At 65.6% G+C, this 21,037-nt stretch carries 19 protein-coding genes; 10 read left to right on the top strand and 9 right to left on the bottom strand.

Annotated features, from left to right (window positions below; genetic code table 11):
- The first annotated feature begins 16 nt into the window (after nucleotides 1–16).
- From BVC93_RS19170 to BVC93_RS19140, 7 genes are all read left to right on the top strand, one after another.
- The gene (locus tag BVC93_RS19170) at nucleotides 17–1,096 is read left to right on the top strand and encodes a LacI family DNA-binding transcriptional regulator (protein WP_083738860.1); all 1,080 of its coding nucleotides are present in this window, start codon (nucleotides 17–19) and stop codon (nucleotides 1,094–1,096) included.
- Between the two features lie 106 nt (nucleotides 1,097–1,202).
- Entirely contained in the window at nucleotides 1,203–1,991 is a 789-nt protein-coding gene (locus tag BVC93_RS19165) for an SDR family oxidoreductase (protein ID WP_083738859.1), read from the top strand.
- Nucleotides 1,992–2,011: 20 nt separating this feature from the next.
- Complete coding sequence (locus BVC93_RS19160; RefSeq protein ID WP_083738858.1) at nucleotides 2,012–2,944, top strand: 3-keto-5-aminohexanoate cleavage protein; 933 nt, start codon at nucleotides 2,012–2,014, stop codon at nucleotides 2,942–2,944.
- 3 nt (nucleotides 2,945–2,947) lie between these two features.
- Nucleotides 2,948–4,015: an enoyl-CoA hydratase/isomerase family protein gene (locus tag BVC93_RS19155; protein WP_083738857.1), complete on the top strand. Its 1,068-nt coding sequence runs from the start codon at nucleotides 2,948–2,950 to the stop codon at nucleotides 4,013–4,015.
- Between the two features lie 230 nt (nucleotides 4,016–4,245).
- Nucleotides 4,246–5,175, top strand: coding sequence for an SMP-30/gluconolactonase/LRE family protein (locus tag BVC93_RS19150; RefSeq protein ID WP_083738856.1), 930 nt, complete (start codon nucleotides 4,246–4,248; stop codon nucleotides 5,173–5,175).
- Between the two features lie 63 nt (nucleotides 5,176–5,238).
- Complete coding sequence (locus tag BVC93_RS19145; RefSeq protein ID WP_083738855.1) at nucleotides 5,239–6,588, top strand: MFS transporter; 1,350 nt, start codon at nucleotides 5,239–5,241, stop codon at nucleotides 6,586–6,588.
- Between the two features lie 218 nt (nucleotides 6,589–6,806).
- Nucleotides 6,807–7,466, top strand: a complete 660-nt coding sequence (locus BVC93_RS19140) for an MspA family porin (protein WP_083741162.1) — start codon at nucleotides 6,807–6,809, stop codon at nucleotides 7,464–7,466.
- An 11-nt stretch (nucleotides 7,467–7,477) separates the two neighbouring features.
- Here the strand turns inward: BVC93_RS19140 and BVC93_RS19135 are convergent, their stop codons facing one another.
- The 6 genes from BVC93_RS19135 to BVC93_RS19105 form a co-directional block, all read right to left on the bottom strand.
- Nucleotides 7,478–8,815: a sensor histidine kinase gene (locus tag BVC93_RS19135; protein WP_083738854.1), complete on the bottom strand. Its 1,338-nt coding sequence runs from the start codon at nucleotides 8,813–8,815 to the stop codon at nucleotides 7,478–7,480.
- The gene (locus BVC93_RS19130; protein WP_083738853.1) at nucleotides 8,808–9,482 is read right to left on the bottom strand and encodes a response regulator transcription factor; all 675 of its coding nucleotides are present in this window, start codon (nucleotides 9,480–9,482) and stop codon (nucleotides 8,808–8,810) included. Before BVC93_RS19130 ends, BVC93_RS19135 begins: the two co-directional genes overlap by 8 nt.
- Nucleotides 9,483–9,522: 40 nt before the next feature.
- The gene (locus BVC93_RS19125) at nucleotides 9,523–11,775 is read right to left on the bottom strand and encodes a SpoIIE family protein phosphatase (RefSeq protein WP_083738852.1); all 2,253 of its coding nucleotides are present in this window, start codon (nucleotides 11,773–11,775) and stop codon (nucleotides 9,523–9,525) included.
- Nucleotides 11,776–12,166: 391 nt separating this feature from the next.
- Entirely contained in the window at nucleotides 12,167–13,336 is a 1,170-nt protein-coding gene (locus BVC93_RS19115) for an acetyl-CoA C-acetyltransferase (RefSeq protein ID WP_083738850.1), read from the bottom strand.
- Nucleotides 13,333–13,989, bottom strand: coding sequence for a 3-oxoacid CoA-transferase subunit B (locus BVC93_RS19110; protein WP_083738849.1), 657 nt, complete (start codon nucleotides 13,987–13,989; stop codon nucleotides 13,333–13,335). Before BVC93_RS19110 ends, BVC93_RS19115 begins: the two co-directional genes overlap by 4 nt.
- Nucleotides 13,986–14,747: a CoA transferase subunit A gene (locus BVC93_RS19105; protein WP_192860037.1), complete on the bottom strand. Its 762-nt coding sequence runs from the start codon at nucleotides 14,745–14,747 to the stop codon at nucleotides 13,986–13,988. Before BVC93_RS19105 ends, BVC93_RS19110 begins: the two co-directional genes overlap by 4 nt.
- A gap of 165 nt (nucleotides 14,748–14,912) precedes the next feature.
- Between BVC93_RS19105 and BVC93_RS19100 the strand changes: the two genes are divergently transcribed.
- Nucleotides 14,913–15,650 carry an IclR family transcriptional regulator gene (locus BVC93_RS19100; RefSeq protein WP_083741160.1) on the top strand — a complete coding sequence of 246 codons (738 nt, stop codon included), beginning with the start codon at nucleotides 14,913–14,915 and terminating at the stop codon, nucleotides 15,648–15,650.
- Between the two features lie 12 nt (nucleotides 15,651–15,662).
- Here the strand turns inward: BVC93_RS19100 and BVC93_RS19095 are convergent, their stop codons facing one another.
- Both BVC93_RS19095 and BVC93_RS19090 read right to left on the bottom strand, forming a co-directional pair.
- Entirely contained in the window at nucleotides 15,663–16,211 is a 549-nt protein-coding gene (locus BVC93_RS19095) for a DUF3558 domain-containing protein (protein ID WP_083738848.1), read from the bottom strand.
- Nucleotides 16,208–16,759 carry a DUF3558 domain-containing protein gene (locus BVC93_RS19090; protein ID WP_192860402.1) on the bottom strand — a complete coding sequence of 184 codons (552 nt, stop codon included), beginning with the start codon at nucleotides 16,757–16,759 and terminating at the stop codon, nucleotides 16,208–16,210. The genes BVC93_RS19095 and BVC93_RS19090 overlap by 4 nt, the downstream gene beginning before the upstream one ends.
- Nucleotides 16,760–16,887: 128 nt before the next feature.
- Between BVC93_RS19090 and BVC93_RS19085 the strand changes: the two genes are divergently transcribed.
- Both BVC93_RS19085 and BVC93_RS19080 read left to right on the top strand, forming a co-directional pair.
- Nucleotides 16,888–18,621 carry an ABC transporter ATP-binding protein gene (locus BVC93_RS19085; RefSeq protein WP_083741158.1) on the top strand — a complete coding sequence of 578 codons (1,734 nt, stop codon included), beginning with the start codon at nucleotides 16,888–16,890 and terminating at the stop codon, nucleotides 18,619–18,621.
- Nucleotides 18,622–18,629: 8 nt separating this feature from the next.
- On the top strand, nucleotides 18,630–20,513 hold the full coding sequence (locus BVC93_RS19080; protein WP_192860401.1) for an ABC transporter ATP-binding protein: 1,884 nt from the start codon (nucleotides 18,630–18,632) through the stop codon (nucleotides 20,511–20,513).
- Here BVC93_RS19080 and BVC93_RS19075 read toward each other — a convergent pair.
- The gene (locus BVC93_RS19075; protein WP_083738846.1) at nucleotides 20,504–21,028 is read right to left on the bottom strand and encodes a hypothetical protein; all 525 of its coding nucleotides are present in this window, start codon (nucleotides 21,026–21,028) and stop codon (nucleotides 20,504–20,506) included. The genes BVC93_RS19080 and BVC93_RS19075 overlap by 10 nt on opposite strands.
- Nucleotides 21,029–21,037: the final 9 nt, after the last annotated feature.

The raw sequence follows: 21,037 nt of genomic DNA, 5'->3' as shown, positions 1-21,037 counted from the left end.
CACGGAAGGAGGGCCGATGCGCACCACCTCCGATACCGGCACGTCCGCCCCTGCGACGGTGGGAGCCAAGGTCTCGGCGGCCGCCGTCGCCCGCGCCTGCGGCGTCTCCAAGGCCACCGTCAGTTACGTGATGAACGGGCGGGCCGGGGTCTCCGACGAGACCCGCAAACGCATCATCAATGCGGCTTCCGAACTCGGCTACCGCCCGCCGCTGGGTACCCGCCGCGATCCGCTTCTCACCCGCGTCATCGGGCTCATCCTGCCCAACATCGTCAACTCGATGTACACCGGATGGGCACAGCGCATCATTTCGATCACCCGTGACGAGGGGTTCGACGTCTTCGTCGCGACCACCGACGACGACCCGGACACCTTGGCCCAGGTGACCGCCACTTTGGCCGCCCGTAATGTCGACGGAGTCATCATCGCGGCGCTGATGCGCGAGGACCTGCGCGCGTTACGACTGCTGCGACAGAAACGAATCCCCTTCGTCTGCCTGTCCCGCAGCGCCGACCAGCTGCACGGTGATTTTGTCGGCATCGACTTCGACGCCTCTGCCAGCCTGCTCATGAATCATGTTCTCTCGCATGGATACCGCGAAGTGGCAACGGTGATCGGTCCGCGCTTCTCCACGGCGTCGCTGCAACGCGAAATCGCATTCGTGCGGACGGCGGCCGAGGCCGGCGTCGTCATCGACGGCAACCGCAAGATCAGTACTCGGCTCGACAACGCCGGCGGCCGTGCCGCGGCCAAGGCACTGCTCGAGTCACCGAATCCGCCTGATGTGGTGATGTGCGGATCAGACGAGATCGCCATCGGTGTCATGGAATACGCGTTGTCCAAGGGCTTGCGCATTCCCGAAGACCTGGCGGTGGCCGGAGGCGACGGCCTACCGCATTCGCGATCGGCGATGGTTTCGTTGACCACCGCCATCCAGCCGATCAACGCCATGGCGGAACGTTCCTGGGAGCTACTTCTGGACCAGATCACCCACCCCCGCTCCACCTACCACCACGTGATCTGCGAACACCGTCTCCACATCGGCCGCACCTGTGGCTGCACCCCCGACCCGCAGACGGTGACACCGCCCGACTAGCACCAACTCGCGTCGCACGTCATCAGCGCACGGCTCGGCGGTGCGCTTATGAGGCATGCGACAAAACGCTCGGCACAACAACCCAACTACACCCAGGAGCCGCCGCATGACCACCACTGAAGTCCCGACCGTCGGTCTGACCGGGCGGCGCGTCCTGGTCACCGCCGGTGCTGCCGGTATCGGTCTGGCCATCGCCACCGCCATGAAGGCGGTAGGTGCCGATGTGTTCGTGACCGATGTCAATCCTGATTCGGTGGACGCCGCCAAAGCCGCCGGTTTCACCGCGGCCGTCAGCGACGCCTCCCGGGAAGACGAGGCGAAGGCACTGATGCAGTCGGTGCGCGAAACCCTGGGTGGTCTTGACATTTTGGTGAACAACGCCGGCATCGCGGGACCCACAGGGCCGGTGGAGTCTCTGGACAGCCAGGCATGGAAGGCCACCTTCGACGTCAACATCCACGGCCAGTTCTACTGTGTCAAACACGCTCTGCCACTGCTGCGGGAGTCGTCCGAGGCTTGCGTGATCAACATGTCGTCTGCGGCCGGCCGCCTCGGGATGTCCGGCCGCACACCCTATTCGGCATCGAAGTGGGCCGTCATCGGATTCACCAAGTCGCTGGCCATCGAACTCGGCGCCGAAGGCATCCGCGTCAATGCCATCTGTCCTGGTGCTGTCGACGGGCCACGCATCGAGGCCGTGATCCAGGCCAAGGCCGACATGTTGGGCCAGCCGGTCGACGAGGTGGCGGCCCTGTATCGCAACCAATCATCACTAGGACGTCTGATCGACCCCCGCGACATCGCCAACATGGCGGTGTTCCTCGCCGGCCCGTTGGCCCGCAATGTCCACGGCCAGGCAATGGCCGTCGACGGTGACACCAACAAACTGTTCTGATCCATCCGAGGAGACACATCATGGCCGCACAGCGGAAAGTCATCATCACCAGCGCCGTCACCGGTGCGATCCACACCCCGAGTATGTCGCCGCATTTGCCGGTCACCGCAGCCGAGATCGCCGACGCCGCGATCGGAGCAGCGCAGGCGGGGGCTGCCATCGTGCACATGCACGCTCGCAGCCCGATCGACGGGCGGCCTTCTCAAGATCCGAAGGATTTCGAACCGATCCTGGCCAAGCTGAAAGCCAACACCAACGCGATCGTCAACATCACCACCGGCGGATCTCCGCACATGACGGTCGAGGAGCGGATGCAGCCGGTGGCGACGTTCTCCCCCGAGCTGGCATCGCTGAACATGGGCTCGATGAACTTCGGCCTGTACCCCATGCTGGACCGGTTCTCCACCTTCGGCCACGACTGGGAACGCGAAGGCCTGGAAAAGTCACGAGACCTGGTGTTCAAGAACACCTTTGCCGACATCCAGCGCATCCTGGAGATCGGCAACGGCAACGGGACCCGCTTCGAGTTCGAGTGCTACGACATCTCGCACCTGAACAACCTCGCGCATTTCCACGAACGGGGGCTGGCGCGCGGCCCGCTGTTCGTCCAATCGGTGTTCGGTCTGCTCGGTGGTATCGGCGCGCACCCCGAGGATCTGATGCACATGCGTCGCACAGCAGACCGACTCTTCGGCGAGCACTACCAGTGGTCGATCCTGGGCGCCGGGCGCAACCAGATGCCCTTGGCCACCATCGGTGCGGCGATGGGCTCCCATGTCCGGGTGGGCCTGGAGGACTCACTCTGGATCGGGCCCGGTCAGTTGGCCGCGTCCAACGCTGAACAGGTCACCCGCATCCGGACCATCCTGGAAGCACTCAACCTCCAGGTTGCGACACCGGACGAGGCCCGCGAGATGCTCGATCTCAAAGGCCCGGACAAGGTGGGCTTCTAGCGCATGGCCAATCCACCGCCGGTCGATCCGACTGGCCAGGTGCAGACCCGGGTGGACGGCACCGTCGGGCTGCTGACGCTGAACCGGCCGACGGTCATCAACGCCCTGAACCACGCCATGGTGTCCGTTCTTCACCGGACACTCACCGCCTGGGCGCACGATCCGGCGATCACCGCCGTGGTGCTCTCGGGTGCCGGCGATCGCGGATTGTGCGCCGGGGGCGATGTGGTCGCGATCTATCACAGCGCCCTCGGTGACGGCTGCGCCGCCCGCCGGTTCTGGCACGACGAGTACCAGCTCAATGCCTACATCAGCCGGTATCCCAAGCCGTACGTGGCTCTCATGGACGGCATTGTGATGGGTGGCGGCGTCGGGCTCTCCGCCCACGCGAACACCAGGGTGGTCACCGACCGCACCCGGGTGGCGATGCCGGAGGTCCGCATCGGGTTGATACCGGATGTGGGCGGCACCTATCTGCTGTCGCGGGCGCCTGGGCGCACCGGGCTCCATGTCGGCCTGACCGGAGCGTCGTTCACCGGCGCGGACGCCATCACACTCGGATTCGCCGACCATTACGTGCCCCACGACGCCCTGGCCGACTTCACCGCGGCGATCGTCTCCGACGGAGTGGACGCGGCACTGGCGGCGTACACCGAGGAACCACCCGGCAGTGAGCTGGCGCTACACCCCTGGATCGATGAGTGTTACGCGGGTGAGACGATCGTGCAGATCATCTCCGCGCTCGAGGCACACGACAACGCAGCAGCCCACGCCGCTGCCCGCTTGATAGCCGGTCATTCCCCCACCGCCGTGGCGGTGACGCTGGAGGCACTCCGGCGCGCGGAACGACTCGACAACCGCGAGGACGCTCTGGCCATGGAGTACTGCACCTCCACCGCCGCCCTACGGTCTCATGACCTGCGGGAAGGTATCCGGGCGCAGGTCATCGACAAGGACCGCGCTCCGCGGTGGGCACCGGCAGAGGTCTCAGCCGTGTCCGCGGCCAGCGTGCACGCCTACTTCGCCGACGCGGCGCAAGTCGGCGAACACACATCGGCGATGTCTCGGTGAAAATCGATGTCGCCCTGCGCTTTTTCGTCAGATGAGGGGTGCGGCCAGCTCAACACCTCAGTGCCACAGTGGCCGCAATCGTGGCTGATCCCACATCGGAGCCACATGATGTCCCAGATCACAACTTAACGTTGCTTAACATATCCCGTCGCTTCTACCGTTCGACCATCGAGATTCTGCAGGGCCGTCACCGGCTCTGACCTGGATCCGCCCCGAGAAGGAGAGTCCTCGTGCCTCAAGGCAGCGCCCCCACTGTCACCTCCCCGCTCACAGCCCGGGACGTCCGCATCGAGGTGGTCATCGACGTCAAGACCACCCTGGGTGAGAGCCCGGTGTGGGACCAGGGGCAGCAACTGCTCTACTGGGTCGACAGCATGGACGGACGGGTGTTTCGGTCCACGGCTGCGGGTTCGAACGTTCGCGCCTGGGAAGTCGGACAAAAAATCGGGTCGATGGCGCTCACCCGCGACGGTGACGGCGCCATCCTGGCGCTTCAGGACGGGCTGTACCGGCTCACCTTCGAGACCGGCGATCTGAGGCAACTGGCCGCGGTCGAAGCCGACCTGCCGAACAATCGCCTCAATGACGGAAAGGTCGACAGGGCAGGACGTTTCGTCTTCGGGTCGATGGACACCCTGGAAGAAGCCGCCCGAGGCAAGCTGTACAGCTTCGACCCCGACGGCACGTTGACCGTGCTGGACGAGGGCATCGTCTGTTCGAACGGTCCGTGTTTCAGCCCCGACGGGTCGGTGCTCTACTTCGCCGATACGTGGGCGGGCGAAATCTGGGCCTACGACTACGACCTGAGCACCGGCGGCGTATCGAATCGCCGCACCTTCGCCCAGGTCGACACCAGCAGCGGGGGCGCGGCCGACGGCGCCACGGTGGACGCGCAGGGTTACCTCTGGCAAGCACTTGTCTACGGCGGCAAGATCATTCGATACGCACCTGACGGCAGCGTCGACCGCATCATCGACTTTCCGGTTCGTAAGGTCACGAGTCTCAATTTCGGTGGCCCAGATCTCGACATCCTGTTCGCCACCTCGATGGCCAAGCCGCCGCTGCCGCGGTTCCCCGACGACGGACCACTGCGGGGATCGCTGTTCGCGGTGCACGGCCTGGGTGTGCAGGGCATCGCCGAACCACGCTTTGGCGCCTGACGCTAACACCGGACTTTCCACACCACTTCCGAGTTACCCCTTCCACCACCGAGGAACACGTTCATGGCCACCTCACGTCGCGGTTCGCTGCGCAAAACGCACAAATACTCCTGGGTTTCACTCTTTGTCTGCTGGCTCATCTGGGTGCTCAACGCCTACGACCGCGAGATCATCCTCCGCCTCGGACCCACCATTTCCGAGGCCTTCGACCTCAGCCCCGACCAGTGGGGGGCGATCGTGTCGCTCATCATGGTCTCGCTGGCGATCCTGGCCATCCCCGGTTCGACGCTCAGCGACAAGTACGGCGGCGGCTGGAAACGGGCCCGGTTCCAGGTTCCACTGGTGATCGGATACACCGCGCTGTCATTGGTGTCCGGCTTCAAGGCTGTCAGCTCCAATCTGATCGCATTCATCGCCTTGCGTATCGGCGTCAACCTGGGTGCCGGATGGGGAGAGCCCGTCGGCATCAGCAACACCGCGGAATGGTGGCCCAAAGAACGTCGTGGCTTCGCCCTCGGCGTGCACCACACCGGTTACCCCGTGGGATCGCTGTTGAGCGGGTTGGCCGCGGCGGTGGTGATCGCCGCGTTCGGTGCAGAGAACTGGTCCTACACCTTGTTCCTGACCTTCCTGGTGGCCGTGCCGCTGATGCTGTTCTGGGGCCGCTACTCCACCAAGGACAAAATCGACACCCTGTACGAATCCATCAGCGCGCAGGGGCTGACACCGCCGGACCGTGATCCGGTACACGTCCGCCAGGACGGCGGCCCCGGGCCCATCGGTGCCTGCTTCCGCAACCGCACCATCTCACTGACCGCGACGACGGTGCTGTTGACCCAGATCGTCTACATGGGCATCAACGTCGTCCTGCCCGCGTACCTGTACAACATCGTCGGGCTCTCGCTGGCCGAATCAGCAGCTCTCAGTGTGGTTTTCGCCCTCACCGGAGTCATCGGCCAGGTGCTGTGGCCGTCACTGTCCGATGTGATCGGCCGCCGCACCACGATCATCATCTGCGGCGTCTGGATGGCGATCAGCGTGGCGTGTTTCTACTTCGCCACCACCTCGCTGCTGGTGGTCGCCATCCAGCTGGTCTTCGGTCTGGTCGCCAACGCGGTCTGGCCGATCTACTACGCCGCCGCATCCGATGCCGCGCCCGTGGGTGCGGTGTCCACTGCCAACGGGATACTCACCACGGCGATGTTCATCGGCGGCGGTATCGCCCCGCTGCTGATGGGCCGGCTGATCGGCTTCAGCGGCGGCTGGACCGAGGCCGGCGGCTACGTGGTGTGCTTCTTGGTTCTTGCCGGATGCGCACTGGTGGGGGCTTTCCTGCAGGTGTTCGCACGCGACCACATGGTTCGACACGGTTCCGACAGCACCAATACCGATCCTGCACCCCTCACACGCTAGGTACGGCGGCGAGCGTGGCGGCGGTCAACCCGACCACCGCCACGTTCCCGCGCGACGGATGCGGGGCGAGTCCGCCTCAGTTCTTTAAGGTTCCGTTCAGCCAGAGAGTGCAACGATCTCCCCGCTACGCCCGCCGCTGTCTCGATGAGCCGGCCGCGAAGCCTGGCTCCACAGTGTTGTCGGGCCTGACGAATCACGACAACACTGCTGGGGAGAACATGAAGGTAATCAGTCGGGTGCTGGTGGCGTTGATCGCCTCCATCGCGGCGCTGTTCGCGAGCACGGGCACTTCGCACGCGGGCTTGGACAATGAGCTGAGCCTTGTGGACGGCCAGGGTCGCACCCTGACCATCCAGCAGTGGGACACGTTCCTCAACGGTGTCTTCCCGCTGGACCGCAACCGCCTCACCCGTGAGTGGTTCCACTCCGGCAAGGCTGTCTACGCCGTGACCGGCGAAGGCGCCGACGACTTCGAGGGCGTCCTGGAGCTCGGCTACCAGGTCGGCTTCCCGTGGTCGCTGGGCGTTGGCATCAACTTCAGCTACACCACCCCGAACATCGCGTTCGACGGCCAGGACTACGGCACCCTGGACCCGATCAACGGAGATTTCGCGCTGGATCTGATTCCCGCCGTCGTCACCCCGCCGCTGTTCCCCGGCGTGTCGATCTCCGCTGACCTGGGCAACGGCCCCGGCATCCAGGAAGTCGCCACCTTCTCCGTGGACGTCGCCGGCGCAGGCGGTGCAGTTGCGGTCTCCAACGCTCACGGCACCGTGACCGGTGCTGCCGGTGGCGTGCTGCTGCGCCCCTACGCTCGGCTGATCTCCTCGGCCGGTGACAGCGTGACCACCTACGGCGAACCCTGGAACATGAACTGAATCAGCGGAATTCAGTCGGTGTGTTCGGGTAGCTGGATCTCCAGCCGGGCGCCACCGTGCGGGGATCTCGCCAACCGCGCGCTCCCCCCGGTGTCGCGGGCGGCCTCGGCCACCATCGCCAGGCCCAACCCTGCACCACCATGCTGCCGGCTCCGGTCGTCGTCGCGTCGTTCGAATCGATTGAACAACCGGACTCGATCGTCTTCCGGCACTCCCTCTCCGTCGTCGTCCACCATGAGGAACACCTCACCGTCCTGCGTTCTGAGGCTGAAATCGACACGGGTGCGGGTGTGGCGCCTGGCATTGTCTGCTGCGTTGCGCACAGCTCTGAACAGCAGTCCTTCATCCGCGAGTACGCGCGCCGGTCCGACTCCCGAGGTGTCGACAACGACTCCCAGGCGGCGCAGTCGACCGGCTTCGGCCAGCACGATGTCGTCGAGGTCGACTTCGATGCGATTGCGGACGCGCCCCTCGTCGAGTCGTGCGAGCAGCAGGAGGTCGTTGACCAGGTCGTCCAACCGGGCAGCCTCGGCGTCGACTACCGAGGCAAGGGAGTGCATGTCGGTGGCCTCAGGGTGATGCAGTGCGACCTGCGCGTGCTGACGGATCGCCGCGACCGGCGAACGGAGTTCGTGAGAAGCATTGGACACCAGCCGCTGTTGATTGTGCTGACCTGCCTCGAGGCGGTCCAGCATCCGATTCATGGTGCTGGTCAGTCGGGCAATCTCGTCACGCCCGCCGGGCGGATCCACCCGGCGGGACAAGTCCTCGGCGATGGACTCGACGTCGACACGGATCCGCTCCACCGGGCGCAGGGACCGACCCACCACCATCCACGTCAGCCCGGCGACGAACAAGCTCACCCCCGGCACCGCCACAGTGAACAGAATCGCAACCAATTCTATTGCTCCGTACTCACTTTCCAGTGATCGACCGACAACGACGGTCTTGACCCCACCCGTGCTGGATGCAATTCGGCTGGACTCCACGACATACCGGTGCCCGTAGATGTCGATCAGTTGCTGCGAATCCGAGAACGGCAACGGACCCAGTCCCACAAAATCGGTGTCAGCGGTGGCTGTCACCCGCCCGTCTTCCTGCAGCTGGATCACCACCTCGTCGCCGTCGAACGGCGGAAGCAACTCTGCGGCGTTCTCCGTCCGGATCCCGGCCGCGCGCTCGGCGATCTGCACAGCTTGCGCTTTTGCCTCCTGAGCCTGGACCGTGACCAGCGTGTGACGCAGCAACGAGATGAACACCACTGCGCCCGCCGTCAACACCAGCAGCACCACCGCCGTCGTCGCCGCGGTGATCCGCACCCGCAGCGACGGACCGGAAGGCCTAGGCATCGGGGATCAGCCGATATCCCGCACCCCGCACGGTCTGGATCGTGTCGAGGCCGAACGGCTTGTCGATCTTGGCCCGCAGATGGGCGATGTAGACCTCCACGATGTTGGAGTCACCGTCGAACTCGTCGGACCAAACCCCTTGCAAAATCTGCTGCTTCGATCTCACCACCGCGGCCTCACGAGCCAGGAAGAGAAGGATCGAGAACTCACGGGCGGTGAGTTGCACCAGTTGGCCCAACCTCCACACCTCGCGCGTCGCCGGGTTGACGTGCAGGGACCCGACCTCGATCAGAGTGGGGCGCTGGGGCCGACCACGCCGGATAAGGGCACGCAGGCGAGCAACCAGAACCGGGAACTCCACGGGTTTGACCACGTAGTCGTCAGCACCGGTGTCGAGGCCCTCCACTTCGTCCCAGCCACCGTCCTTGGCGGTGAGCATCACGATGGGCGTCCAGTTGCCCTGTTGTCGCAGTGTGCGGCACACGACGTAGCCGTTCATCTCAGGCATCATGATGTCCAGAACTATGGCGTCATATCGGATCTCACTGGCCCGCCACAGGCCCTCCACCGCCGTGTGTGCGAGATCTACCGCGAACCCCTCAGCCTGTAACCCCCGTCGCACCCCGTCAGCGAACCTAACCTCGTCGTCGACCACCAGAATCCGCACCCACCCATTGTGAACTCACTCGGATGAACACTGCCTGAAGCTAGGCCCGCCGCAGCGTCATGACCGTGACATCGTCGTCGGCGAATCCCTGCGCCAGCATCGCCCAGATCTGCGACGCCGGAACATCACCGGCACCACCGAGGGTGCGCGCCAGTCGGTCCAGGCCGTCGTCGATGGCTGTTCCACGGCGCTCGACCAAGCCGTCGGAGTACAACACCAGTCCGTGCCCCGACTCGACGGTGAACAAACTCGGCGCGTACACCGCGCCTCTGGCCACCCCGATCGGGGGTGACAGTTGGATCGGGGCGGCAATGGCCGTGGGTACCGAGTTGGTCAAGTACGGCATCAGGTGTCCGGCCGAGGCGGCCTCCACCTGCCCGGTCGCCAGATCCACCCGCGCCACCACCACGGTGGCAAAGGCCCGCGGCAGCATGTGCAGGCTGAATGTGTTGAGCTGGGTCAGCGCCTCGGCCGGGGTGGCACCGGCAAACAGCTGGGAGCGCAGAACATTTCGAAGCTGGGCCATGATGCCGGCCACCGTCATGCCGTGGCCGGCCACGTCGCCGAGCACCACGATCAGCCTGCCGTCGCGCAACTGGAACGCGTCATACCAATCGCCACCGACTTTGTCGCCGGCTGCGGGCTCGTAATGTGCTGACAGTGACCAGTTCTCGACCGCGGGCAGCGACTCGGGCATCAGGCTGCGCTGCAGCAGCTCGGCCACCCGCAGGGCGGCCCGGGTGCGCTGATACAAAGACTCGACCAGCTGTCTGCGCAATGCCTCGGCAGATTCGAGTTCGGTCGGCGTCCATGGTTGGCCGCAGCCGTGCACCAGCTCCTGCCACCGCTCGAACGACTTGCGCGGGCTCAGCCGGACATCGGCACCTTCCTGCACGGCAATCGACTTGTTGTAGGGGTCACCACCCCAGTCCACCGCGCGAACGACTTCGCGGCGAAACCAGACGACGTACTGATCGTCGGGGAGGTTGACCACCAGCGTGCCGGCAACCAGGTGCGGATCCAACTCCAGCTCCGGCATTTCTCTGGACAGACAGTCGGTGCTCACCACGCCATCGCCGCCACGCGCCCACGCCACGACAGCATCGACCCCCTCCGCATCGGGAACCGTGCCGAAGGAGCGCAGGTCGCCGAGGATGTTGACGACCGCACCGTCGGCGGGCACCAGATCCAGCAGATTCGGTGCGGCCAAAAGTGCTGTGGTAAGCGGCAATCGGTCATCGAAGATGGCGGCGATCAGCCTGGTCAACACAGCCTGTGCGGACAGTCGGTTGCGCAGTTGGTCGTCTTCGAACTGATCGACCAACCGCAACGACAACGTGGAGCCCAGGAATTCGGCGGCGGCGCGGGTTCCGTAGGGCGGCAGGTGCGGGCCGGCATAGTGATGGCACGCGATCAGGCCCCACAGCTTCCCGTTGCGCAGCAAGGAGATCGACATCGACGCCTGCACGCCCATGTTCTGCAGGTACTCGATGTGGATGGGTGACACACTGCGCAAGGTGGCGAACGTCAGGTCCTGCGGCTCGCCGCTGACGGGATCCACGGCGGGCACCAACGGCGCCGGGGTGTAGCCGACGTCGTTGATCAGCCGGATCCAGTTCTTCTCATAGAGCGCCCGCGCCTGCGCAGGAATATCGGTCGAAGGGTAATGCAGTCCGAGGAACGGGTTGAGGTCCTCACGTTTGGCCTCGGCTACCACCTCGCCGTTGTAGTCCGGGTCGTAGCGGTACACCATGACGCGGTCGAAGCCGGTGAGCTCGCGCACCGCTTTGGCGGTGGTGTCGTACAGCTCCGTGAGAGTGGAAGCCCGGTTCAGTTCCTCCACCGAGCCACGCACGGCTTGGTAGGTGTTGGGGAACGAGAACGGTCGCTCGCCGTGAGCGACCTCCACTTCGACCAGCAACACACCGGGTTCCCGGTGCAAGATGATGTCGAACGCGCGGGATTGCCCGTCGACATCGAGTTCGCACTCCAACGGATTGCGCTGCGCCAGGTCGCTGAAGGTAGAGGTGGCCTGCTGCACCCGCGCGGCCTGCACAGGACCGATCAGCGCCGACAGGTGCCGCCCCAGAACATCCTCGACCTCGCGCCCCAACAGATCGGCAACGTTGGCGCTGACCTGGCGGATCACCAGGTCGGGCTCACCGAGCACCGCCAGCACACCCCGCGGCTGGATACTGCCCGGGATGTGGATCGGTTCCCGTGCGCAGTTGTCCAAGTCGATGGGGGTACCGAGGGGGACAAAACCCTGGTCCGTCCCATCGTTGCCGGTCAAGCTGTGAGCCTCCCAACTCCCGACTTCCGGTGCACATCCATCCAACCAGAAACGCGCGGGATCCTGTTCGGATCCCGCGCGTAACTATGACCGCACGCTATGAGACGGCCAGCGCGCCGATGTCCTCGAAGGTCTTGAACACCTCGGCCTTCTTGACCGCGACATCGGCATCGGCGACATCGCGTGGGAAAGGCAGCGTGAGCTCGATGTCGTCACTCGGCTACACCGTCGGTGACCCGCAGTCACTCCTGGGCGGGAGTCCCAACCCAGAATTCGCCAGAGAGTGACGGGGGGTCACTTGCGGGCGCGGCAACTGCTTTCGCTGACCGGCGGAAAGGTGTGATTTGGGCGTGATTCCGGTCGGTGACCGACCGGAATCACGCCCAAATCGCTAGGGAACGCGCAGGATCAGGGCGGAGCCCTGGCCGGTGCCACCGCACAGGGACGCAGCACCCACACCGCCGCCACGACGCTTGAGCTCCAATGCCAGGTGCAGCGCGATGCGCGTGCCAGACATGCCGAGCGGGTGCCCGATCGAGATGGCGCCGCCGTTGACGTTGACCCTCTCTGGGTCGACGCCGAGCGCCTTGGTGGAGGCGATGCCCACCGCGGCAAAGGCCTCGTTGATCTCGATGAGGTCCAACGACTTCGGGTCCATACCTTCGGTGCGGCAGGCCGCGCTGATGGCGTTGGCCGGTTGCAGCTGCAGCGTGGAGTCGGGGCCGGCCACCATGCCCTGGGCGCCGATCTCGGCGATCCACTCGCATCCCAGCTCCTGTGCCTTGGCCTTGCTCATCACCACCACGGCGGCAGCGCCGTCGTTGATGGTCGAGGCGTTGCCCGCGGTGATGGTGCCGTCCTTGCGGAAAGCCGGCCGCAGCCTGGCCAGCGACTCGACCGTGGTGTCGCCGCGGACGCCTTCGTCTTGGCTGAACTGCAACGGCTCGCCCTTGCGCTGCGGAATCGACACGGGTATCACCTCGTCGTCGAACAGGCCGTCCTTCCACGCGGTTGCGGCGCGTTGATGTGAGCGGGCGGCGAACTCGTCCTGCTCGTGACGGGCCAGGTCATTGGCGTCTTCGGTGAGCGCGCCCATCGCCTCATCGGTGAACACGTCACGCAGGCCGTCGTAGGCCAGGTGGTCGGTGAGGGTGACATCGCCGTACTTGAAACCGCCGCGGGATTTCGGCAGCAGGTGCGGAGCCTGGGTCATGGACTCCTGTCCCCCGGCAACCACCACATCCACCACACCTGCACGAATCAGCTGATCCGCCAAGGCAATCGAGTCCAGCCCAGACAGGCAGACCTTGTTGACCGTCAGCGCCGAGACCGACATGGGGATGCCCGCGGCCACGGCGGCCTGGCGGGCGGGCAGCTGACCGGCGCCGGCTGTGAGCACCTGGCCCATGATGACGTACTGCACCTGATCACCGGTGATGCCGGCCTTGTCCAGTGCCGCGGCGATGGCGATCCCGCCGAGCTGGGCGCCGGAGAATCCCGACAGCGAGCCCATCAGCTTGCCGACTGGGGTCCGGGCCCCGGCCACGATCACCGAGGTCATGACAGCACCCACGTCAGCGGCGGCTCGGTGGCGGCCACGACGTCGGCGTAGGACACCCCCGGCGCCAGTTCCACCAGCGTCAGCGAGCCGTCTCCCACGACGTCGATGACCGCCAGGTTAGTGATGATGCGGTCGACGACCTTGGCGCCGGTCAGCGGCAGCGAGCAGGTGTCGACGATCTTGGGGGCACCCGAACGGTCGGTGTGCTCCATCAGCACGATCACCCGGTCGGCGCCGTGCACCAGGTCCATGGCCCCGCCCATGCCCTTGACCATCTTGCCGGGGATCATCCAGTTGGCCAGGTCGCCGTGGCGCGACACCTGCATGGCGCCGAGTACCGCGGTGTTGATGTGGCCGCCGCGGATCATGCCGAACGAGGTGGCCGAATCGAAGAACGCCGCACCGGGATTCACGGTAACGGTTTCTTTCCCCGCGTTGATCAGGTCGGCGTCCACCGCGTCGTCGGTGGGATACGCGCCAGTGCCCAGGATGCCGTTCTCCGAGTGCAGCGTGACACGGACGTCGGGGCTGAGGTGGTCCGGGATCAGGGTGGGCAGGCCGATGCCGAGATTGACGTACTCGCCGTCCACCATCTCGGCGGCGGCGCGCGCGGCCATCTGGTTGCGCGACCACCCGGTCAGCGTGCTTGTCATGACTGTGCTCCTTCGCGAACGGTGCGCTTTTCGATGCGTTTGTCCTGCGGTCCGGTGTGCACCACGCGCTGTACGAAGACGCCGGGCAGATGTACTGCGCCAGGGGCGATCTCGCCGGGCTCGACGAGTTCCTCCACCTGGGCGACGGTGATCTTGCCCGCCATGGCGGCCAGCGGGTTGAAGTTCATCGCCGACTTCTCGAACACCAGGTTTCCCGCGGTGTCCCCGAGCCGGGCGTGCACCAGGGCGAAGTCGGCGTTGATGGCCTCCTCCAGCACGTAGCTGCGGTCACCGAACACGCGGGTCTCCTTGGGCGGGGAGGCCACGGCCACCGAACCGTCCGGGGCGTAGCGCCAGGGGATTCCCCCCTCGGCCACCGGGGTGGACACACCGGCGGGGGTGAAGAACGCCGGGATGCCGGCGCCACCGGCGCGCAGCCGTTCGGCCAGGGTGCCCTGCGGGGTGAGCTCCACCTCGAGTTCACCGGCCAGATACTGCCGGGCGAATTCCTTGTTCTCCCCTACATAGGAGGCGGTGACGCGTCGAATCCGTCCCAGTCCCAACAGGATACCGAGACCATGGTCGTCGACCCCGCAGTTGTTGGAGAACACTTCCAGCCCGGAGGCACCGGATTCGGCGACCGCCTGGATCAGTGCATCGGGGATACCGCACAGACCGAACCCGCCGACGGCGACCTTTGCACCGTCGCCGATGTCGGCGACGGCCTCGGCCGCCGAGGTGAACACCTTGGAAGACATGGCTCCTGCCCTTTCGTCCATTGATCAAACGCTGCCCTCGATTGTTGATGGTGCTGCGCCATAACAGAACCCACCTTCGCAGATTGACGGGAAGCTGCTCGCGTGGTGATCGCTGAACACCAATGCGTTCACTGAGTGAACGCCTATGCTGGCGACGTGGATGGAGTGATCGCCCGGGTGGGCGCCCTGCTGCGCGCCGTGGGCGCACATCAACCTGCCGGCGCGTCGACCAGCGACATCGCCCGCACCGCAGGGCTGGCCCGCCCCACAGCACACCGCCTGCTGGTGGCCATGGCCGACGAGGGACTGGTGGACCGTGAGCTCAAGACTGGTCGCTGGTCACTGGGCCCCGAGCTCTACCTGCTGGGATCCAGCGCCGCCAACCGTTATGACATCGTCGACCAGGCCCGCGACATCGTCTCGACACTGGCCCGCGAATCCGGCGAGAGCGCGTTTCTGTCCGCGCGCCGCGGCGACGAGACGGTCTGTGTGTTTGCGCAGGAGGGCAGCTTTCCGCTGCGCTCACATGTGCTGCACGTCGGGATCCGGTTCCCGCTCGGTGTCGCGTCCGCCGGCCTGGCCATCCTGAGTCATCTGCCCGACCGCGACATCGACGCCTACTTCGCGCGCGTCGACACCGAAGAGACCTGGGGCCCGTCGCATTCCGAGACGTCGATCCGGGACCGGATCACGGCCACCCGTCGGACCGGCTACGCCGTCAACCCCGCACTGCTGGTCGAGGGCAGCTGGGGAGTGGGTGCGGCGGTGTTCGACCGCAACTCCCAACCCGCCTGGGCGTTGAGCCTCACCGGCGTGGAGACCAGGTTCAAACCGGCCCGCCGGCGCGAGTTGGGCGCGCTGCTTCTCGAGCAGGCGCACCAGCTGTCGCTCCGGCTTCGTTGACCACCGGCCCGGCTAAGAGTTGGTGGCCAACGTCAGTTCGGCCAGTTTGATGGCCTGGGCGCAGGCGTCGATACCGGGGGCCTGCGGGTTGATCCACCAGCCCACCACGCCGGCGGCGTCACTGGCCACACCACAGGATCCGGTGGCATCACCGGTGCGCATGACGATGGACTGGATGCCGGCGATACGACGGTCCTCGATCTGGTAGTTCAGCGCCTGGGCCACCTGCCGCTCGTTGTCGAGGCTGCCCTGCTCGAACCAGAAGCGGGTGATGTCGATCAGTCCGGCCGGGTTGGCGGCCTGCCAGCGGCACACCGCGCCGATGAACGTGCTCTGGATGTCCCGCGGGTCGGCACCGACAGTCTCGGCCAGCAGGTCCTCGGTCAACACGTCACATTCCTTGAGCAGGTTGGGGTACTGCTCCTGGGAGTCGTTGTTGCGCGGGGTGTCCCCGGCGCCGGAACGCAGCGCGACACCGTCGACGGTACGGCTGCAGCCGGTGATCAAGGTCAGACTGGCGGCGATGGCCGCGCTTGCGGCCAGGACACGTCGGGCGGTCATTTCGCATTCACGATCGATTGCCGGGTCAGTTCCTGTGCCACCTGACAGGGTGGCGGATAGTTCTGTTCGGCGAAGCTGACCGACCATTCGATGAAGTCATTGTCGAACTGGATGCCGATCTCGCAGAGGTTGTCGCCCAGGATCGGGTCGGTCCCGATGGCCACAAAACCGTCATGTCCCTCGATGGAGATGTCCTCGACGCTGGTGCGGGAGAGTTCCTGGGTCTTGCGCTCGCGGCCGATGGGGCTGCCGCGGAACCAGGTGAACGAGAAGTGCGGGCCCACGATGCCGCCGTTCTGGAGCCATTGGCAGCCCACCGAATTGGTGGCGGTGTTCTTCAGACCGGTGACCTTGGTGAGCTGCTGCATGGTCTCGTCGGTGATGCCCCCGCATTGCGGGAAGATGGGGCCGTGGGACACGGTGCCCTGCTCCTGGGGTGCCGAGGGCCCGGGACTGGGTTCGCTGGGGGTCGAATCCTCGGAACAACCCGCCAGCAACGGCAGCACAGCCACAGCCGCAATCGCCAGCTTGGTCATGTTGCGCTTCACAGCTTTCCCTTCTGCCACCTCTGGCCGTCCTCGCCATGCACTGTAGCGGCCACACCTTGGCGGAACCACCGACACGCCAGTTGACCTGGTGCTTTGCTGCAACCCCTGTGCAGTGCCACAGTTACGAGATGCTTGCAGCGCTGTTGCGGCAGTACGTTCGGCCGTACCGGTGGCTGGTGGGCGCTGTGATGGTGCTGCAGGTGATCAGCACATTGGCATCGCTGTATCTGCCGGGTGTCAACGCCGCGATCATCGACGACGGCATCGCCACGGGTGACACCGCCACGATCATCCGGCTTGGCCTGGTGATGCTGGCGGTGACCGCGCTGCAGGTGGTGTGCGCGGTGGGCGCGGTGTACTTCGGATCCCGCGCCGGAATGGGATTCGGCCGCGACCTCCGTTCGGCGATGTTCCACCACGTCACCACTTTCTCCGAACACGAGACGGCCCGGTTCGGGGCACCGTCGCTGCTGACTCGCACCACCAACGACGTCCAGCAGATCCAGGTGCTGGTGCAGATGACGTTCACGGTGCTGGTGACCGCGCCCATCATGTGCATCGGCGGCATCGGCATGGCCATCCACCAGGACGCCGGGCTGTCCTGGCTGCTGCTGATCAGCGTGCCCGTGCTCGGGGTGACGAACTACTGGATCGTGCGGCACCTGCTGCCGATCTTTCGCCGGATGCAGCAGCTGGTCGACGGCATCAACCGCGTGATGCGCGATCAGCTTGCGGGGATCAGGGTGATCCGGGCGTTCGCCCGAGAGCCATTCGAGCGGGACCGCTTCGCGGTGGCCAACCAGTCGCTGTCGGATGCTGCGCTGGACGCCGGCCGCTGGCAGGCGTTGATGCTGCCGGTGACCACCTTGACCATCAACCTGTCCAGCGTCGCGTTGATCTGGTTCGGCGGCATGCGCATCGACGACGGCCAGATGCAGGTGGGCTCGCTGATCGCGTTCCTGAGCTACTTCATGCAGATCCTCATGGCGGTCATGATGGCCACCATCTTCCTGGCCATCCTGCCGCGGGCGTCGGCCTGCGCCGAACGCATCACAGAGGTGTTGTCCACGACACCGGCCATCGTCGACCCGGCCGACCCCGTCGTCCCGGAGCGCAGCGGGCAGGTGCAGTTGCAGGACGTGACCTTCCGATACCCCGGTGCCGAGCGGCCGGTATTGCACCATGTTTCCCTCACCGCCTCCCCCGGCACCACCACCGCGGTGGTCGGGGGAACCGGCTCGGGCAAGTCCACGTTGCTGGCGCTGATCTCTCGCATGTACGACGTCACCAGTGGCGCGGTCCTGGTGGACGGCACCGACGTCCGGTCCCAGCGCACCGAAACGCTGTGGGCGGGTATCGGTGTGGTGCCCCAGCGGGGATATCTGTTCTCCGGCACCGTCGCAGAGAACCTCGCCTATGGCCGTGCCGATCCCACCGAGGAACAGATGTGGGAGGCGCTGCGGGTGGCATGCGCCGACGAGTTCGTGGCCCGCCACCCTGACGGGCTGGGTATGAAGGTGGCCCAAGGCGGTATCAACTTCTCCGGCGGGCAACGGCAGCGGCTGGCGATCGCGCGGGCAGTGATCCGCAAGCCGGCGATCTATCTGTTCGACGACGCACTGTCCGCCCTCGACGTCGCCACTGACGCCACCGTCCGGTCCCGGCTCGCGGAAGTCTCCGCCGGCGCGACCGTGATCATTGTGGCCCAACGCCTTTCCTCGATCGCCACGGCGGATCAGATCGTCGTCCTCGAGGACGGCCGGGTAGTGGGAACCGGCACCCACGACACCTTGCTGGCGGACTGCCCGACCTACCAGGAATTCGCCGAATCGCAGGCTCTGCGAGTGGGGGATCACCGGTGAGCGGACCCATGCGCGGCGCGATGCGGATGCAGCAGGCGCCCACCGAACGCTCCCGCGACTTCACCGGCACCGCGCTGCGGCTGCTCAAGCGCCTGGCGCCGCACCGGTGGCTGGCTGCCGTGGTGATCCTGCTGTCGATCGCCGGAATCGGTATCGGCGTCATCGGCCCCCGCATCCTCGGCCACGCCACCGATCTGCTGTTCAACGGCGTGATCGGCAAGCAGTTGCCCGCGGGCTTGACCAAGGAACAGGCCATCGAAGCAGCCCGCGCGCGTGGTGACACCACCTTCGCCGATCTGCTGTCGGGGATGGACGTGATTCCCGGTCAGGGGGTGGACTTTGCCGCGGTGGGCCGTACCCTGCTGCTGGCACTGGGGCTGTATCTGGTTGCCGCGCTGTTCATCTGGATTCAGGCCCGACTGCTGAACGTCGCGGTGCAGCGGACGATGGTGGCGCTGCGGGCCGATGTCGAGGACAAGGTGCACCGACTGCCGTTGTCGCATTTCGACACCCGGCAGCGCGGCGAGTTGCTCAGCCGGGTCACCAACGATGTGGACAACATCGCCACCTCGGTGTCGATGACCATCAATCAACTGCTGTCCTCTGCCCTGACGGTGGTGGCGGTGCTGGTGATGATGTTGACCATCTCCCCGCTGCTGACCCTGCTGACCGTGGTGACGGTGCCACTGACGCTGTGGGCCATCCGGTCGATCACCCGACGGTCGCAAAAATTGTTCATTGCGCAGTGGCGCAACACCGGTCGCCTCAACGCTCACGTCGAGGAAACCTACAGCGGCTTCACTGTGGTCAAGACCTACGGCCATCGGGCCGGCGCACAGGAACGATTCCGTGAGTACAACGACGACGTGTTCCACGCCAGTTTCGGTGCGCAGTTCTTCTCGGGCCTGGTGGGCCCGGCGACGATGTTCATCGGCAACCTCAGCTATGTGGCCGTCGCCGTGATCGGGGGCCTGCAGGTGGCGGGCGGGCAGATCACCCTCGGCAGCATGCAGGCGTTCATCCAGTATGTTCGACAGTTCAACCAGCCTTTGAGCCAGCTGGCGTCGATGTTCAACACTTTCCAGTCCGGGATCGCCAGTGCGGAAAGGGTTTTCGACTTCCTGGATGAACCCGAGGAAGCTCCGGACGGAATGGCGGCGCTGCCCTCGGGTTCTGCGCCCCGGGTCGAGTTCGACCACGTGTCCTTCAGCTACCGCGACGACACGCCCGTCATCGAGAACCTGTCGCTGGTGGCCGAGCCGGGATCGACGGTGGCGATCGTCGGTCGCACCGGCGCGGGCAAGACCACGCTGGTGAACCTGCTGATGCGGTTCTACGACGTCGATTCCGGCCGGATACTGATCGACGGCGTGGATACCGCGACGGTGAGCAGACAGTCGCTACGAAGCCAGATCGGCATGGTGCTGCAGGACACCTGGCTGTTCGGCGGCACCATCTACGACAACATCGCCTACGGCAGGCCTGAGGCGTCCGACGACGAGGTGATGGCGGCGGCACGAGCGGCGTACGTGGACCGGTTCGTGCACATGCTCCCCGACGGGTACCACACCCGGGTCAACGATGACGGCGGCAAGATCAGCGCCGGGGAGAAGCAGTTGATCACCATCGCGCGGGCGTTTCTGGCCCAGCCGCGGATTCTGGTGCTCGACGAGGCCACCAGTTCCGTGGACACCCGCACCGAGCTCCTGGTGCAGCACGCCATGGGTGAGTTACGCAAACAACGAACGAGTTTCCTGATCGCCCATCGCCTCTCGACAATTCGCGACGCCGACCTGATCGTGGTGATGGACGGCGGCGCGATTGTCGAGCAGGGTACCCACGACGAGTTGATCGCAGCCCAGGGCGCATATTTCGTGATGGTTCAGAGCTGAGGGCCCTGGTTTCGTAGCTCGTCGACTTCGGTCATGGCGTTGCGCAGCTTGGCCAGCCAGTCCTCGGCGTGCTCACCCACCAGCTTCACCGACCAGGACAGTGCCTCCGAACGTGAGCGGGCCACGCCCGCGTCGACCAAGGTGTCGAGCACCTGGCGCTCGGGCTGCTTGAGCCGGGTCATCACCGGAACGGCGATGTGGGTGAACAGGATTCGCTCAGTGCTGTCGCCGGCAGCGATCTCTACACCCCAAGACACCTTGCGGCGGTAACGGTCCTCGGCCTCATCGGCGATCCGCATGCGCTCAGAGCGGGTTTCCTCGCGGAAGCGGGCCACCCGGCCGGAAGCGCGGGCCTTGCTCTCGTCCTCGGCGGGCAGCTTGCCGATGACCGTGATTTCTTCCTTGTCGACGGCCACCTGCGCGTCGCCGTCGAACCAATCGGTGGGCAGCCGGCCGGCGAACCAGTCGGCAGCGTCGGCAGCATCAGGCTGCGGACGGGAATGATGGCGTTTCATGATTACATG

It is taken from the genome of Mycobacterium sp. MS1601, assembly GCF_001984215.1.
Classification (GTDB): Bacteria; Actinomycetota; Actinomycetes; order Mycobacteriales; family Mycobacteriaceae; genus Mycobacterium.
Note: the sequence above shows the minus strand (reverse complement) of the source record. Positions and strands in the feature narration are given on the sequence as shown.

What these genes read in the sequence shown, in the direction of transcription:
- BVC93_RS19170 (WP_083738860.1), top strand. Translation starts at nt 17, where the DNA reads ATGCGCACCACCTCCGATACCGGCACGTCCGCCCCTGCGACGGTGGGA.
- BVC93_RS19165 (WP_083738859.1), top strand. Translation starts at nt 1,203, where the DNA reads ATGACCACCACTGAAGTCCCGACCGTCGGTCTGACCGGGCGGCGCGTC.
- BVC93_RS19155 (WP_083738857.1), top strand. Translation starts at nt 2,948, where the DNA reads ATGGCCAATCCACCGCCGGTCGATCCGACTGGCCAGGTGCAGACCCGG.
- BVC93_RS19115 (WP_083738850.1), bottom strand. Translation starts at nt 13,336, where the DNA reads ATGACCTCGGTGATCGTGGCCGGGGCCCGGACCCCAGTCGGCAAGCTG.
- BVC93_RS19075 (WP_083738846.1), bottom strand. Translation starts at nt 21,028, where the DNA reads ATGAAACGCCATCATTCCCGTCCGCAGCCTGATGCTGCCGACGCTGCC.
- BVC93_RS19095 (WP_083738848.1), bottom strand. Translation starts at nt 16,211, where the DNA reads ATGACCGCCCGACGTGTCCTGGCCGCAAGCGCGGCCATCGCCGCCAGT.
- BVC93_RS19110 (WP_083738849.1), bottom strand. Translation starts at nt 13,989, where the DNA reads ATGACAAGCACGCTGACCGGGTGGTCGCGCAACCAGATGGCCGCGCGC.
- BVC93_RS19145 (WP_083738855.1), top strand. Translation starts at nt 5,239, where the DNA reads ATGGCCACCTCACGTCGCGGTTCGCTGCGCAAAACGCACAAATACTCC.
- BVC93_RS19135 (WP_083738854.1), bottom strand. Translation starts at nt 8,815, where the DNA reads ATGCCTAGGCCTTCCGGTCCGTCGCTGCGGGTGCGGATCACCGCGGCG.
- BVC93_RS19160 (WP_083738858.1), top strand. Translation starts at nt 2,012, where the DNA reads ATGGCCGCACAGCGGAAAGTCATCATCACCAGCGCCGTCACCGGTGCG.
- BVC93_RS19140 (WP_083741162.1), top strand. Translation starts at nt 6,807, where the DNA reads ATGAAGGTAATCAGTCGGGTGCTGGTGGCGTTGATCGCCTCCATCGCG.
- BVC93_RS19085 (WP_083741158.1), top strand. Translation starts at nt 16,888, where the DNA reads ATGCTTGCAGCGCTGTTGCGGCAGTACGTTCGGCCGTACCGGTGGCTG.
- BVC93_RS19080 (WP_192860401.1), top strand. Translation starts at nt 18,630, where the DNA reads ATGCGCGGCGCGATGCGGATGCAGCAGGCGCCCACCGAACGCTCCCGC.
- BVC93_RS19105 (WP_192860037.1), bottom strand. Translation starts at nt 14,747, where the DNA reads ATGTCTTCCAAGGTGTTCACCTCGGCGGCCGAGGCCGTCGCCGACATC.